Here is a 16,106-nt window from a genome sequence, read left to right on the forward strand (position 1 = left end):
AATTGAAATAATTACAGTTCACCGCTTAACGGGCAATATCCGGATAACCGGGATTCTGTTTCAGATATTCATTCTGCTCCAATTGGGTCTGTGAAAACGGGAACAATTCATAATGAGTATCTGCATCCCGTTTCTTGTCCCACCATGCATCCTGAAATCTTCCGAAGCGGATCAAATCCGTACGACGACGGCTCTCCGCAAGAAATTCCCGCCCCCATTCATCAAGCATTTCTTTTAGATCAAGTACCACGTTACCTTCCGGCTGATAAGCGATATCTGCAGTAAAGTTTTCATAGTTGCGTTTACGCACGCTGTTCAACAGCTTGCCGGCCTCGCCTGCCTGTCCGAGACGAAGAAGGCATTCCGCCTGCGAATAAATAATCTCCGCCAAACGGATTTCCGTATAATCCGACTCTATAAAATATCCTCCATCAAACGGATAGAAAGGATACTTCACACAGTAAAGCCCCGAGTTGAAATCTCCGTTTCCCAGTTTAGACTCCTGATAATTCGGGTTGGCAATATAACCGGATTCTGCGTTACCTTCAAAACGTCCCACTTGATCAAGTAGGTAAAGGACATATTGATTATCCGGATTCTTGGCATATCCCCCACTAATACTGGAATTAGCTATTTTCCCTTCCATGAAGAACATACCTTCCCGTGTATTATTACTCGTATTTACATATTGTTTATAACGTTTATCGCCCGCATACTTGGCGAATTTCTGCGTAACCATGCCCAATTCATAATCAAACAATGCACGTGGTTGCTGGTTATTATAACTTGGCGAAAGTGCATATTTGGGATTTCGGCTGCCATCTCCTTCAATTTTCAGGTATTTCTCACAACCATAAGGAAGGGCCCGCCCGTAAACTGTTCTCTTATCATTTTTCAGATGCCAGCTAGTCAGTCCATAAGAACCGGGAAAACCGAGGATTACTTCATTACACATTTCATTATTCCAGTCAAAAGGTTCGTACCAGTTATCAGCGATTGCATAATAGCCGAATTCTCCTCCGGTAATACGCTCACACATATCAATACATTCCTGCCATTTAGGCTGTCCAATCCACTTTTCCGCATTTAAATAAAGACGTACCAGCAATGCAGCAGCCCCCGCTTTAGTAAATTGTCCTTGTTGACCGCCATTACCAGATTGTCCGATTTTGGAAGGTAAAGCTACCAGACAGACATCTCTCAACTCACTTTCGATAAAATCAAACATAACCTGTGGAGATACCTGCTTCCGGTTTTCCGGCTGTTCATTGACCGCTTGGTCAGAAGTCGTAGTTAAGATACAATTACGGTAACTATTAAGCAGGCGAAGATAACAGTAAGCTCTCATACAACGTAGTTGCGCTTTAAAACTATCAAACTCACTGTCACTTAAATTAAATTTAGAAGGATTCAATTGAGACAAATCATCCAACACCAGATTGCATTGACCGATACCGCCATACATGCCTTCCCACTCGTTTGTCCAGTCTTCCTGATTAATGTCATCGTATTGATGATAATGATATTTTTCCCATTTACCGCCATCATACCACCAAGTTCCCCGAGTAGGCGTTATCAACTGATCCCCTGTCAGTTCTTCGTGTTCATGACGTCTGACAATGGATTCATAGATATGCTCAAACGGACGAAAAACGGCGTTGATAACATCCTGTTTGGTATTATAATAGTTTTGAGACATGACCTGATCATACACCGTTTCCGACAGATCTGTACAGGATGGCAAACTAATGACTGTACCTGCCATTATCCCTAATCCAATGATATATTTTGTTATTTTCATAATCGTCTTTTATTAGAAACTTACTTGTAATCCTAAAATAAACTGAAAAGCAGACGGATAATAGTTATATCCTCCTCCGAAAGTACCCGGTGTCAGTCCGTTCACTTCGTAGGTAGAAGGATCTACACCGGTAAACTTCGTAAACGTATAAAGATTGTTGGCCGTACCGAACAAACGTATCTTTTCAATATATTTCTTATTCAGGTTCATGGTATATCCTAAAGTGACGTTGTCTATCTTCAGATAATCACCCGGTTCAATGAAGTAGTCGGTAATCACATTCTTACCTGTCGTGATATGTGCATTCTTCGAATAAGCGGTCGTCAACTGGTTGGTAGTCATGCTCTGCAATCCGAAATAGAAATCATGCACGTTGAATATGTCAAACCCGGCAGCACCACGGAGGGCAACAGACAAATCAAAGTTCTTATAAGTGAAGTTATGCGTCATAGAGCCGGTGAATTTCGGCAAACCGTTTCCGGTCACAGACTTATCCTCTTCCGTACCTTGGGCTACAGGAATCACATTCCCCTTTTTATCATAAATCAGCCAGTCACCTTTTTTATCCACTCCTGCATAACGATATGTAAAGTAGTTACCAATACGTTCCCCCTCTTCAATCCGCTGCAAATATCCCGGATTATTCGGATTCGCCATGCTACAGGTAGAGTAATATTTTTGTCCTTTATATATATCGTTGGAAAAACTGACAAACTTATTGTTATTAGTAGCCCCCACTAATGTGAAACTATAAGTGAAATCCTTTGTCCGGACAGCATTTACTGTAACATCAAGTTCGAAACCGGTATTACGCAATGTACCTACATTGGTATAGATGGTGGAGAACAAGTTAGGTGGTACCGGTACAGAATAATCTCCGAGCAAATCACTTTGTTTACGATGGAAATAGTTAAATGAACCGGTCACTTTGTGTGAGAAGAGTGAGAAGTCCAAACCCACATTCTGATTATGTCCTTTCTCCCAGCGCAATTCCGAGTTCGTATTTTTGCTCGGTCCCCATACATGAAAACGGTTACCATTGTATTGATACCAACCGAAAGCCCGGTAAGTAGCCAGAGAATTATAATTTCCCTTAATTCCGCAACACTATTATAAATTAAACTTTTTAAGTACCTGAGCAACAAAAAGTTGCTCAGGATTTTGCCATGTCAGAATTTTCACTTATCTTAGTGTTGCAAAAAAAACAAGAGAATCCGACGATAGACATGGCGAAGATACAAATTAAATCTGAGAGACTCACTCCTTTTGGGGGATTATTTTCAATCATGGAGCAATTTGACTCCACATTATCATCTGTAATCGACTCAACCCTCGGTCTAAGGTGTAGATCGTTCGGTTATCAGTACAGCGAAATCATCCGTTCTCTCATGAGTATCTACTTCTGTAGCGGTTCATGTATTGAGGATGTCACTACTCATTTGATGAACCACCTCTCGCTTCATCCGACACTTCGCACTTGTAGCTCTGATACTATCCTCAGGGCGATAAAGGAGTTGACGCAAGAAAACATTTCATACACATCAGATATGGGCAAGACCTACGATTTCAATACGGCTGACACTCTCAATACTTTATTGCTCAATTGTATATTTGCATCTGGCCAACTGAAAGAGGGTGAGATGTATGATGTTGATTTCGACCATCAGTTCATAGAGACAGAGAAGTATGATGCAAAGCCTACATACAAGAAGTTCCTTGGTTATCGCCCTGGCGTGGCGGTTATTGGCGATTTGATAGTCGGTATAGAGAATAGCGATGGTAACACAAATGTTCGTTTCCATCAGAAGGACACGCTGAAGAGGTTCTTTGCGAGATTTGAACAGAATGGGCTCACTATCAATCGCTTCAGAGCTGATTGTGGATCATGTTCCGAGGAAATCGTGGAGGAAATAGAAAAACACTGCAAGTCCTTCTATATCCGTGCTAACCGCTGCAGTTCGATCTACAATGACACCTTTGCTCTCAAAGGCTGGAAAACTGAGGAAATCAATGGCATTGAGTTTGAATTGAACTCTATCCTTGTTGAGAAGTGGAAAGGTAAGGCATATCGACTTGTGATTCAAAGACAGAAACGGATGGATGGTGTGCAGGATTTTTGGGAAGGAGAATACACATACCGTTGTATCCTGACTAACGACTATGATTCTTCCGTAAGAGAAATTGTCGAGTTCTATAACCTTCGTGGAGGAAAGGAACGTATCTTCGATGATATGAACAATGGTTTCGGGTGGGACAGATTGCCCAAATCCTTCATGGCAGAGAACACAGTGTTCCTTCTTCTTACAGCACTTATCCGTAACTTTTACAAGGCCATTATTCAAAGACTTGACGTAAAGAAGTTCGGGCTCAATGCAACAAGTCGCATAAAAGCGTTTGTCTTCAGGTTTATCTCTGTACCAGCCAAGTGGATCAGGACATCAAGGCGGTATGTGCTGAACATCTATACCTGTAATAATGCTTACGCAGATGTTTTCCAGACTGATTTTGGATAATGCCTACAACTTATGGGAATGATATTGTGTATTGCCTCAAGTCACATTGTGGGGTAAGGGGATATTGTAGGCAGAAGTGGGTGCTTCAAGTTCAAATTATCTGCAAATTCAGTAATGAGAGGACGTGTAAACGCAATAAGGACGTTCAAGGGCTTAGTTGCGGATTTGAGGATTTCCTATTTCCTGATTACCTGTCACCCCATAGTCATAACGTACTTTCAAGTCATCAATCCATGAAAGTCCTTTCATAAACTTCTCATCCGAGATACGCCAACCGACAGATACAGCCGGGAAATTGCCCCATTTATGATTCTCGCCAAAGCGGGAAGACCCTTCGTGGCGTAAAGAAAAAGTAAACAGGTAGCGCTCTTTCCAATCATAATTAACACGTCCGAAGAAGCTGATTAACTTATGGTCATTCTTATAGGAGCCCATCATTGTTTTTCCATCTTTTGCCGCTTCCAGCCCGGAACCCAGATTATTATACGTCAATCCATCCGAAGAGAAATTCCAGTTTTCAGCAGACATTCCGGAATTTACACCATAATTATAGCTATACCCCACCATTGCACGGATCTGATGATTCTTGATACGTGTAGAGAAATTTGTTACCCATTCCAGATTGTTAGTCGTACTTTTGTCGAAGTCACGGCTGGCTTTTCCGGTGACACCATCATTTACGTTAGAACCATAAGTAGACGGTGTAAACCATCCGTTAAATTTATCAACTTGATATTGAGAAATAGTGACCTGCGACTTCAATACCATGTCCGGATTCTTCGGATTAAACAGAGGCAGCAGATTAACGGCAGCCGTAGCATTCCATTCCAGCAACTTAATTTCCGTACCATTCTCTTCTTCATTCAATTGCTCTACGATATTAGAACCTTCCGTTCCACTGGGAAAACGATAGTACCCATTAGCCGATTCCGAATCATAAATAGGCATTGTCGGATTGTTTTTAATAGCATTGCTATATACATTGGCTGATTTGTTCCGGTCGATAACACGAGGAGTTATATTAGCAGAAAACGTGAATAGCCCGTCTTTGGTTGTATGGTTAATATTGGCACGTGCTCCATATTCACGACGGTCGGAACGCAAATCAATACCACGGGCATTACGATAGTCGGCGGTCACCCGATAGTTGGTTCTCGCATTACCGCCGGAAAATGTCAATGTATGCATGTGAGTCACCCCCAATTGAGTAACGGCATCAAACCAGTCTGAATCAGCTCCCATATCGGAAAGCGGATTAGACACTGTGCGATAAGCACGGTATTCTTCCGCATTCATGATGTCGAGTTCTTTTTTAGCTTTATTAAAAGTAACGGAAGTACTATAGGTTGTATGAACCTGTCCATCTTTGGTCCCTTTCTTTAGATTAATCAGGATAACCCCGTTACTACCCCGCGTACCATAGATCGCAGAAGCAGCACCGTCTTTCAATACATCAATCGATTCAATATCGGCAGGGTTAATATTCGTCATATCACCTCCCGGCACTCCGTCTACCACAATTAACGGTCCTAAACCTGCATTACGGGAAGAGACACCACGAATCTGAATACTTCCTTGATTGTTCGGATCGGCCAGAGCTGTGTTAGAAACCGAAACGCTGGAAACTTTCCCCTGCAAAAGCATGGAGGCATCGAGGCTGGATATCTGATTCAGATCTTTCGCACCTATATGCGAAATAGCCGAAGTCATTTCTTTCCGTTTCATCGTACCGTAACCCACCACTACCACTTCATTCAAAGCGGTCGATTCTTCTTTCAATACGATCTTCAATAACTGGCCGTTTTTAACAGCCACTTCTTGTGTTTCATAACCGATATAAGACACTTTCAGGTGTCCATTCTTAGGTACGTTCACCAGAAATTTACCGTCTATATCTGTAATAGTACCCTGCTTCGATTCTACGACTACTACGGAAGCGCCAATAACTGGTTCGCCCTTTTCGTCCGTCACCGTACCTGACACCTTACTTTCCTGCTGAACTTCCAAAGAAGCTCCCTTTACCTGTATACCGGAAAACAGTATCAGCAGTATACCTAACAGACAGGTACACGTTTTGAAATGAATATTCTTCATAAATAAATGATTTTATGTTAGATGATAAAGTTAACGCAATCCTCTTGCTTGTAAAGCGGAGATTAATACTTCCGGTGCATCTGTCTGTATCATACGTACTTCAGGATAAATCTGAAGAAGCTCATCCAGATAAGTCGTATTTATATCATATTCAGGTATCAATCCGGATAATACATGAAGCATATTGACTGTAGGAATCATTCCCTCACTGACGGCAGTTCCTATAGGAGTACTTTGCCCGTCGGGAGCATAAGAATATTGCACGAAGTAATTGCCCGGAAGCCCAACCAGAGGTTTGTAAGCGCTTTGTGCCCATGTGTACACGTGTGCCTTTTTAGAAATAGACAACACTTCTTCTGCTTTCTGGCTACTGTTACAATAGAAAAAGACTTGTTCCATCATATCCAGTTCCTTGACAACATTCATCACTTCTTGGGTAGAGGCTGTACGTGGAGAATAATCCAGATTGAAATATATTTTTCCACGCCCTGCTTTCAGAAACTCTTCCAATGTGGGCATCTTCTCATCGGTCACCCTTCCATTCCGGTCCAACAGATTATATTGCTGAATTTCAGCATAAGTCATTTTCGTAATATCCCCTGTGCCGTTAGTCGTAGCATTGATTGTCTGGTCATGGCACACCATAACTACTCCATCGCTTGTGAGATGAGTGTCACATTCAATCACATCCGCTCCTGCATTGATGGCAGCTTCTACAGCAGATACCGAATTTTCGGGAATAGTCTTGTCTGTTGTATGAGAGCGATGCGTCATAGCCCATACCATTTTGTTATCTGCATCCCTGAATTGCTTCATGGCTTCTGTCAGCGCCAATAGGTCGTAAATACGGATCCTTTTCTGTACTACGCGCTCACCCGCTGTCACTAACATCGTGTAGTCACCACTTTGTGTATAAGCATGAGTGATAGGCGTAGCAGCTTTCCCTTCCTTGACCGTTCCGTCACCAAAGTCGACAGTAATGTCAGTATTACTATCGATATTGTTAAACACCACTTCCACTACCTCTTTCAGCATAGCACGGGTGCTCGTTTGCAGATAAGGATTCTTTTTTACGGGATCATCATCTGAACATGCCATAAAACTAATTCCGCATAAAACAATTAAACTGTATGCATATTTTATAGCCAGTAATTTTAAAATTCTTCTCTTTATAAGAAGAAAGGACAATAGATTTTCATTTCTCATTGCGCGTTTTACATTAGTTGATTTATTTAATAGATTACGTTGCAAACATAAGTAATACGCACTAAAAAAAAGGAAAAAAAACATTCAATAAAAGATGAGAATTTTTCTTTTCGTGAAAAAGAAGACCATTTGAATAAGAAAAGAAAGAAACGGGCTCTTTTTGAATAAAACGGGCGTATTGCAAAAAGTACGCCCCCTATTTTCATTTGCGTTCAGGAGTGCCTGACGGTTTGCGAAGCGGGAATCCTTCTTTCTGCGGAATTCCTAAAACAGGGATTCCTTCCTTATCCCACTCTATTTTCTGCATACGCGGCGTCCGGCTATCCAAAACAAGCATATCATACAAACTCTTGCGGGCGTGATAAAGCATATACCATTCCTTACCGTCAGGTGAAGGAATAAAACAGATACTACCGGGTCCATATACATGATTTTCCGGTGCTTGCTTAAACACAGGCTCCGGTGCCTTTTTCCAAGAAGCCGGATTCAGCAGATCGCTGTCAGTATCGGCAGTCAGCAGTCCTACACAGTAGTAAGGAGTCCAATTACCACTTGCCGAATAATAAATCAATAACTTATCTTTCTTCAAAGAATAGAAGAATTGCGGTGCTTCATTGACACGAATCGGATAGGCAGTTTTATTACCATCTATACTGATCCACTGACATTCCCATTCATATTCTGGTTCGGAAATCAAAATACGGTCAGAAGCCAGTGTCCATGGGTTCTCCATTTCGGCAATATAAATACATTGATTTTCCTGATAAACTCTACGTTTCTGCCATCCACACCAGATTAAATAACGCTTTCCTCCATGTTCAAAAGTACTGGCATGAATTGCCCAATTATTATCTTCATCAGTTGATATTCTTCCCTTCATGACAAATTCCCCTTTCATCGGGTCAGCAGACTCATTCTCAAGCACATAAATCTGACGATTATCAATATTTCCATCATCCGCACAACAATAAATATACCATTTATTATTAATGTAATGTATTTCAGGTCCCCAAAGATGAAATGCGTTTGACGAATTTTGAGGTACCCACACATCTTTCTGGGATGCTTCCGCCAACCGGGTTATATCATCTGTTGCCCATAAAGTGATGCGGTCGCTCATACTTTGGGTATAATAATATATTCCGTTATGGAATACCGCCCATGGGTCTCCTCCTCTTGACAAAAGCGGATTCGTATAAACAGGTACGGAATCGAGGTCTACCCGCTCATGTGTTTTTTTATTCTGACCGGATGAGCAACCCACTAAAAGAATAAGGAGAAAATACAATAAAATTCGCATAGTAATACTTATAATATATATAAATAATAGCCTGTTAAATGACCAATTAAGAAATTCAAGACAGATACAACGAAAATGGGACGGCAATATATAACAAAAGTGTTGAACCTGCAAACAAAGAAAGTGAAAAAACAAATCAAAACAGCCCTTTACAAGCAGCAATATATGAAATAATTATTTTTCCGGCAATTTGGTTGATTCTCGCTATTTATTGGCAAATAATCAACCTTTATTTCATTGATTTTTCATCATTTTTGTGGCATAACTTTAATATTTATAGACATGAATTCCAAAATAGTATTCTTTTTCATGATTATGTGTTGCTGTTCAGTAACCTTATTTGCTCAAACAAATACGGGCAAAAAACAGACAAGTACTAATCCGGTTTTTGACGGTTGGTATGCAGATCCCGAAGGAGTCGTTTTCGGTGATAAATACTGGATTTATCCGACTTATTCAGCTCCTTTCGAACAACAATTGTACATGGATGCCTTTTCTTCCCCAGATTTGGTACACTGGAGAAAACACCCGAAAGTCCTTTCTGTCGAAAATATCAGCTGGTTAAGGAATGCTTTATGGGCACCTGCCGTGATAGAAGCAAATGGGAAATATTATTTCTATTTTGGAGCAAACAACATATATCATGAGAGTGAAGTGGGAGGTATAGGTGTGGCTGTAGCCGATCGTCCGGAAGGTCCTTTCAAGGATGCGCTCGGAAAGCCGCTGATTGGCAAGATCGTGAACGGAGCGCAACCTATTGACCAGTTTGTTTTCAAGGACGATGACGGTCAGTATTATATGTATTACGGCGGTTGGGGACATTGCAATATGGTGAAGATGGGATCTGATCTAATCAGTATCGTACCTTTTGAAGACGGAACAACTTATAAAGAAGTGACTCCGGAAAATTATATAGAAGGACCTTTTATGCTTAAACACAATGGCAAATATTATTTCATGTGGTCAGAAGGCGACTGGACAGGCCCCGATTATTGTGTAGCGTATGCCATTGCGGATTCGCCTTTTGGTCCGTTCAAAAGAGTCGGAAAGATTCTGGAGCAGGACACTAAAATAGCTAATGGTGCCGGACATCATTCCATTATCAAAGGTCCGGGAAAGGATGAATGGTATATTGTCTATCATCGCCGCCCTTTGGGTGAAACCGATGGGAACTACCGCATTACTTGCATTGACCGAATGTATTTTAATAAAAACGGTACTATCAAACCTGTAAAAATGACCTCCGGCGGAATAAAAGCCAGCCCATTGCGCTAACCAGTTATTTATTATAGCGATGAAACTTAAAATAATATCCATGAAAAAGTCCTTATTAGTCTTAGCTTTATTGTTTTCATTGGTATCCTTTGCTCAATCTCCGGTCGATAAATCTTTTCCTCCGGAAGAGTTGTTTGCTCTAGGATCTTACTATTACCCCGAGCAATGGGATTCCTCCCAATGGGAACGTGATTTGAAGAAAATGTCGGAGATGGGGATCAAGTTCACCCATTTTGCGGAGTTTGCCTGGGCCATGATAGAACCGGAAGAAGGAAAGTATGATTTTGAGTGGCTGGATCGTGCCGTCTCTTTAGCAGATAAATATGGTCTGAAGGTAATTATGTGTACTCCTACTCCCACACCTCCCGTCTGGCTGTCAAAAAAGTACCCCGATATATTGATTCAGCGGGATAATGGCATTTCCATTCAGCATGGGAGACGTCAGCATGCTTCCTGGAGTAGCGACCGATACCGTCGTTATGTAGAAAACATTGTTTCCTGTCTGGCAATGCGTTATGGCAATCATCCTGCTGTTATCGGCTGGCAGATTGACAATGAGCCGGGACACTACGGAGTAGTGGATTACAGTGAAAATGCACAAGCCAAATTCCGTGTCTGGTTACAGAAGAAATACGGTACTATTGACAAACTGAATGATACCTGGGGTACCTCTTTCTGGAGTGAAACCTATCAGAACTTCGAGCAGATTCGCCTTCCCAACCAGCAGGAAGTACCTGAAAAGCCCAATCCTCATGCCATGCTCGACCTGAACCGTTTCATGGCGGACGAATTGGCGGGCTTTGTTAATATGCAGGCAGACATCCTCCGGCGGCATATCCACAAAGACCAATGGATCACTACCAACCTGATTCCTGTTTTCAATCCGGTTGATCCGGTACGGATCGATCATACGGACTTCCTGACCTACACCCGCTATCTGGTGACTGGACATAATCAGGGAATAGGTAGCCAAGGTTTCCGGATGGGGATTCCCGAAGATCTCGGATTTTCAAATGACCAGTTTCGTAACCGCGTCGGCAAAACATTCGGAGTGATGGAACTACAGCCCGGTCAAGTAAACTGGGGAGTGTATAACCCTCAACCCTTACCCGGCGCTGTGCGTATGTGGGTGTATCACGTTTTTGCAGGTGGTGGGAAGTTTGTGTGCAATTACCGTTTCCGTCAACCTCTGAAAGGCAGTGAGCAATACCATTACGGCATGATAATGACCGATGGGGTGACTCTTTCTCCGGGCGGTGAAGAATATGTACGTATTACGCAGGAGATGAAAAAGCTTCGTGCCGCCTACGATAAGAAAAGCCGTATGCCCAAACAGCTGGCTTCCCGACGCATTGGACTGCTTTTCGATATGAACAACTATTGGGAAATGGAGTTCCAGCGTCAGACAGACCAGTGGTGGACGATGCCGCACATACATAAGTATTACAACCTGTTGAAGTCCTTTGCCGCTCCCGTCGATGTGATCTCGGAGAAGGAGGATTTTTCGGGTTATCCTTTCCTGATTGCGCCGGCTTATCAGTTGCTTGATAACAATTTGGTAGAACGTTGGACTGAATACGTGAAGAATGGAGGACATCTGATTCTGACCTACCGTACCGGTCAGAAAGACCGTGACGCCAAATTGTGGGAGGCTCCTTTAGCGGCTCCTATTCATCAACTGGCCGGAATAAACAGCTTGTACTATGACCATCTGCCTCACAGTCTCTACGGAAAAGTAGATTTCGGCAGTGAGGAATACGCCTGGAACAATTGGGCGGACGTACTAACCCCAGCTGCCGGAACAGATGTGTGGGCTGTGTATGCGGACCAGTTTTATAAGGGAGCTGCTTCCGTGATACACCGTAGGCTGGGTAAAGGAACGGTCACCTATATCGGAACGGATACCGATGACGGCAAATTGGAGAAAGAAGTAGTACGTCGTGTATATACGGAAGCCGGCGTACCGACTGAAGATTTACCGTACGGAGTGGTGAAGGAATGGCGTGACGGTTTTTACATCGCCTTGAATTATACGTCGGACATTCAGGAAATAGTCATTCCCGATGAGGCAGAAGTACTGATTGGCAGTGCACGCCTTGAACCTGCGGGAGTAGTGGTGTGGAAAGAAAAATCGGACAACAAGTATAAATAACCCAATAACAAGAAAAATGAAGATAAGAAATCTTATATCTTGCGCCCTTTGCGGGCTTACTCTCTTTGCCTGCTCACCATCCGGGGGAGGGAAAGATAGGGAAATGGACCGTTTCATTACCGACTTAATGGACCGGATGACTCTCCGTGAGAAACTCGGACAACTGAACCTGCCTTCGGGCGGTGATCTCGTGACAGGTTCGGTGATGAACGGTGAACTTAGCGATATGATTCGCAAACAGGAAATAGGCGGCTTCTTCAATGTCAAGGGCATTCAGAAAATCAATGTCCTACAGCACCTTGCGGTAGAAGAAAGCCGATTGAAAATACCTCTACTTGTAGGTGCAGACGTTATCCACGGCTACGAAACTATTTTCCCGATCCCATTGGCACTTTCCTGTAGTTGGGATACGCTGGCCGTCGAACGTATGGCACGTATCTCCGCTATTGAGGCCAGCGCAGACGGTATTAACTGGACATTCAGCCCGATGGTCGATATTTGTCGTGACGCCCGTTGGGGACGTATCGCAGAAGGAAGTGGAGAAGATCCTTACCTGGGTTCTTTAATGGCAAAAGCGTATGTGCGTGGTTATCAGGGAAACAATATGCAAGGCAACGATGAGATTCTTGCCTGTGTGAAACATTTCGCACTTTATGGGGCGTCCGAATCGGGACGTGATTACAATACAGTGGATATGAGCCGACTACGTATGTATAACGAATATCTGGCTCCTTATAAAGCTGCCGTTGACGCCGGTGCAGGCAGTGTCATGAGCTCTTTTAATATCGTTGACGGTATTCCCGCCACAGCCAACAAATGGTTACTGACCGACCTGCTCCGGAATGAATGGGGCTTCGGAGGACTATTGGTAACAGATTACAATTCGATAGCCGAAATGTCCTCCCATGGTGTCGCCCCTCTGAAGGAAGCCTCCATTCGCGCTTTACAGGCAGGAACGGATATGGATATGGTTTCATGCGGGTTTCTCAATACATTGGAGGAATCCCTGAAAGAAAAGAAGATAACGGAAAAGCAGATTAATACGGCTTGTCGCCGTGTATTGGAAGCCAAATATAAACTGGGACTGTTCTCCAATCCGTATAAATATTGCGATGCCCTGCGTGCCAAAGAAAAACTTTATACGCCTGAACACCGTTCTGCAGCACGTGCGATTGCGGCTGAAACATTTGTTCTATTAAAGAATGACAACAAGCTGCTTCCACTTGAGCAAAAAGGCAGGATTGCCCTGATCGGTCCGATGGCGGACGCACGTAATAATATGTGCGGTATGTGGAGCATGACATGTACACCGTCCCGCCACAGAACATTGTTGGAAGGAATCCGTGCGGCAGCGGGTGACAAGGCTGAAATTCTATATGCAAAAGGCAGCAACATATATTATGATACGGAAACAGAAAAAGCTGCTACGGGTATTCGCCCGCTGGAACGTAGAGATAACCGACAACTGTTGGACGAGGCTTTACGCGTGGCTTCCCGTTCAGACGTCATTGTTGCCGCTTTGGGTGAATGTGCGGAAATGAGCGGTGAATCGGCTTCACGCACCGGCCTCGAGATACCCGATACACAACAAGATTTATTGAAGGCTTTAGTGAAAACGGGCAAACCTGTCGTACTTCTTCTGTTCACAGGACGTCCTCTGGTCTTGAATTGGGAGGATGCGAATGTTCATTCCATATTGAATGTCTGGTTTGGCGGTAGCGAAACAGGAGACGCGGTTGCCGATGTATTGTTTGGCAAAGTCACTCCAAGCGGCAAACTGACAACTACCTTCCCACGTTCAGTGGGACAGCTGCCGCTATTCTACAATCATTTGAATACAGGTCGTCCTGATCCCGACAATCATGTGTTCAACCGTTATGCCGGCAATTATCTGGATGAGAGTAATGAACCTCTGTATCCGTTTGGATATGGTTTGAGTTATACGGACTTTGTTTATGGTGGATTGCAAATTAGCTCGGAAACCTTGCCTAAGAATGGTGAGTTGACTGTATCTGTCACTGTAACCAACAAAGGAAACTATGATGGTTATGAAACGGTACAACTGTACCTTCGTGATATTTACGCGGAGGTCGCCCGTCCAATGAAAGAGTTGAAAGGTTTTGAACGCATTTTCCTGAAAAGCGGGGAAAGTCGTGATGTTAAGTTTGTTATTACGAAAGATGACTTGAAATTCTATAATTCCGAATTACACTATGTTTACGAACCCGGAGAATTTGATGTTATGGTAGGGCCGAACTCCCGTGATGTACAAACTAAAAGTTTCCAAGCAGAATAAAGTAACACCTGATAAAAGTTGTATTGTAGGGAGTACTTATTATAATCGCACGAGCTTGCACTCATGACATAGTACAAGCCGAAGATATTGTTGCCGACACTATGATTTTGTTATGAGGAAAGTTCTGCAACTCGGAAGAAATCAGCGCGACGTTACCTTTAAATGAAATCAAGGTGTACCTTCTACTTTAATGAACAGATTAAATTATTCACTATTTAAAATAAAAAAAGATATGCATTATTTAAGAACACTGACTTATTTATGGAGTTTACTTACTCTTCTTTTAATGGTTGCTATCACAACAATCTGCTCCTGTGTCTCTACACCCCAAAGAAGCGGACAGTTGAAAGAACAAGATGAATATGATGTGGCAGCTTATATTTGGCCGTCGTGTCACAATGATCCGATGGGACGCGACACACTGTGGAGTGAAGGTACAGGCGAATGGGAAATTATCAAAAAAGGTAATCCCCGTTTCGAAGGACACTATCAGCCAAAGGTTCCTTTGTGGGGATACGAAATGGACGATGACACGCAGGTGATGGAGAAATGGATTGACGTGGCAACCGCTCACGGCATCAATACGTTTATCTTCGATTGGTACTGGTTCAACGGACAGCCTTTTTTAGAAAGCACCGTAAACAATGGATTTCTGAAAGCCAAGAATAATAAAAAAATGAAGTTTTACCTGATGTGGGCCAACCATAACGTGGCACACAACTATTGGAATGTACACCGTTACAAGGACAACAACTCGCGTCTGTGGACCGGTGTGGTAGACTGGGCCAACTTTAAAATCATTGTAGAACGAGTGATACGCCAATACTTTCACAAGCCCAACTATTACAAGATAGACAATTGTCCGGTATTTTCCATATTTGGTTTTCATGAACTGTTGGAAAGTTTCGGTAATGCAGACGGTGTGAAGAAGGCTATGGATTATTTCCGTAGCGAAGTGAAAAAGGCAGGATTCCCTGATTTGCACTTGCAACTCATCGGTGACGGGTCTCCCACCGACAAGTTTATAGAACTTGTTGTAAAGGCAGAAGTAAACAGTGTGACAAAATACAATTGGGGATGGCCATACGAAGAAGATTATCTGGCATGGGGTACAAAAGCCATGCAACGTCGCGATCAATGGACAGCGAAACTGGATTCATTGGGTGTGCCATTCTTCCCAAATGCATCAATAGGATGGGATGACACCCCGCGTTTCCCGAATAAAACAGCCAAAGAAGTGGTTCATTACAATGACTCGCCAGAAAGTTTTGCTGCTTTCTTGCAGAAGACGAAAGAATATGTAGACCAACGCCCCGACCGCCCCAAACTGATTACAATCAACTCGTGGAATGAATGGGTGGAAGGAAGTTATCTCTTGCCCGATATGAAGCATGGTTATGGTTACTTGAATGCCGTAAAACGGGTAATAAATGGTGAATATGATTACAAGCCCTAAAAATGCGAATTAC

Annotated in this window: 8 protein-coding genes and 3 pseudogenes; 6 read left to right on the top strand and 5 right to left on the bottom strand. The window is 43.0% G+C overall.

Annotation, left to right across the window (positions count from 1 at the left end; translation table 11 throughout):
• Positions 1-25: 25 nt before the first annotated feature.
• Both INE92_RS16575 and INE92_RS16580 read right to left on the bottom strand, forming a co-directional pair.
• A complete protein-coding gene (locus INE92_RS16575) occupies positions 26-1,801 on the bottom strand; it encodes a RagB/SusD family nutrient uptake outer membrane protein (protein ID WP_004316159.1) in 1,776 nt (591 codons plus the stop codon).
• Between the two features lie 12 nt (positions 1,802-1,813).
• Positions 1,814-2,893 (bottom strand): annotated as a pseudogene (locus tag INE92_RS16580) (TonB-dependent receptor domain-containing protein); the annotation flags it as partial.
• Between the two features lie 134 nt (positions 2,894-3,027).
• Here INE92_RS16580 and INE92_RS16585 point away from each other — a divergent pair.
• Both INE92_RS16585 and INE92_RS26940 read left to right on the top strand, forming a co-directional pair.
• A complete protein-coding gene (locus INE92_RS16585) occupies positions 3,028-4,314 on the top strand; it encodes an IS1380-like element ISBf12 family transposase (RefSeq protein ID WP_009040242.1) in 1,287 nt (428 codons plus the stop codon).
• 12 nt (positions 4,315-4,326) lie between these two features.
• Positions 4,327-4,551, top strand: a pseudogene (locus INE92_RS26940) (hypothetical protein).
• Here INE92_RS26940 and INE92_RS16590 read toward each other — a convergent pair.
• The 3 genes and pseudogenes from INE92_RS16590 to INE92_RS16600 all read right to left on the bottom strand — a co-directional run.
• A pseudogene (locus INE92_RS16590) lies at positions 4,486-6,408 on the bottom strand (SusC/RagA family TonB-linked outer membrane protein); the annotation flags it as partial. The pseudogenes INE92_RS26940 and INE92_RS16590 overlap by 66 nt on opposite strands.
• A 30-nt stretch (positions 6,409-6,438) precedes the next feature.
• Positions 6,439-7,614 carry a glycerophosphodiester phosphodiesterase family protein gene (locus INE92_RS16595; RefSeq protein ID WP_008642680.1) on the bottom strand — a complete coding sequence of 392 codons (1,176 nt, stop codon included), beginning with the start codon at positions 7,612-7,614 and terminating at the stop codon, positions 6,439-6,441.
• 202 nt (positions 7,615-7,816) lie between these two features.
• Positions 7,817-8,914: a glycoside hydrolase family 43 protein gene (locus INE92_RS16600; protein ID WP_004316154.1), complete on the bottom strand. Its 1,098-nt coding sequence runs from the start codon at positions 8,912-8,914 to the stop codon at positions 7,817-7,819.
• A gap of 282 nt (positions 8,915-9,196) precedes the next feature.
• Between INE92_RS16600 and INE92_RS16605 the strand changes: the two genes are divergently transcribed.
• The 4 genes from INE92_RS16605 to INE92_RS16620 all read left to right on the top strand — a co-directional run bounded on the left by INE92_RS16605 (position 9,197) and on the right by INE92_RS16620 (position 16,093).
• Entirely contained in the window at positions 9,197-10,189 is a 993-nt protein-coding gene (locus INE92_RS16605) for a glycoside hydrolase family 43 protein (RefSeq protein ID WP_008642677.1), read from the top strand.
• A 40-nt stretch (positions 10,190-10,229) separates the two neighbouring features.
• On the top strand, positions 10,230-12,341 hold the full coding sequence (locus INE92_RS16610; RefSeq protein WP_195436382.1) for a beta-galactosidase: 2,112 nt from the start codon (positions 10,230-10,232) through the stop codon (positions 12,339-12,341).
• A 16-nt stretch (positions 12,342-12,357) separates the two neighbouring features.
• On the top strand, positions 12,358-14,637 hold the full coding sequence (bglX, locus tag INE92_RS16615; RefSeq protein WP_008642674.1) for a beta-glucosidase BglX: 2,280 nt from the start codon (positions 12,358-12,360) through the stop codon (positions 14,635-14,637).
• 232 nt (positions 14,638-14,869) lie between these two features.
• Positions 14,870-16,093 (top strand): glycosyltransferase WbsX family protein, encoded by a 1,224-nt coding sequence (locus INE92_RS16620; protein WP_134993558.1) that lies wholly within the window; start codon positions 14,870-14,872, stop codon positions 16,091-16,093.
• The last annotated feature ends 13 nt before the right edge of the window (positions 16,094-16,106 follow it).

This window comes from Bacteroides xylanisolvens (assembly GCF_018289135.1).
GTDB classification, from domain to species: domain Bacteria; phylum Bacteroidota; class Bacteroidia; order Bacteroidales; family Bacteroidaceae; genus Bacteroides; species Bacteroides xylanisolvens.

What these genes read in the sequence shown, in the direction of transcription:
- INE92_RS16575 (WP_004316159.1), bottom strand. Translation starts at nt 1,801, where the DNA reads ATGAAAATAACAAAATATATCATTGGATTAGGGATAATGGCAGGTACA.
- INE92_RS16585 (WP_009040242.1), top strand. Translation starts at nt 3,028, where the DNA reads ATGGCGAAGATACAAATTAAATCTGAGAGACTCACTCCTTTTGGGGGA.
- INE92_RS16595 (WP_008642680.1), bottom strand. Translation starts at nt 7,614, where the DNA reads ATGAGAAATGAAAATCTATTGTCCTTTCTTCTTATAAAGAGAAGAATT.
- INE92_RS16600 (WP_004316154.1), bottom strand. Translation starts at nt 8,914, where the DNA reads ATGCGAATTTTATTGTATTTTCTCCTTATTCTTTTAGTGGGTTGCTCA.
- INE92_RS16605 (WP_008642677.1), top strand. Translation starts at nt 9,197, where the DNA reads ATGAATTCCAAAATAGTATTCTTTTTCATGATTATGTGTTGCTGTTCA.
- INE92_RS16610 (WP_195436382.1), top strand. Translation starts at nt 10,230, where the DNA reads ATGAAAAAGTCCTTATTAGTCTTAGCTTTATTGTTTTCATTGGTATCC.
- bglX (WP_008642674.1), top strand. Translation starts at nt 12,358, where the DNA reads ATGAAGATAAGAAATCTTATATCTTGCGCCCTTTGCGGGCTTACTCTC.
- INE92_RS16620 (WP_134993558.1), top strand. Translation starts at nt 14,870, where the DNA reads ATGCATTATTTAAGAACACTGACTTATTTATGGAGTTTACTTACTCTT.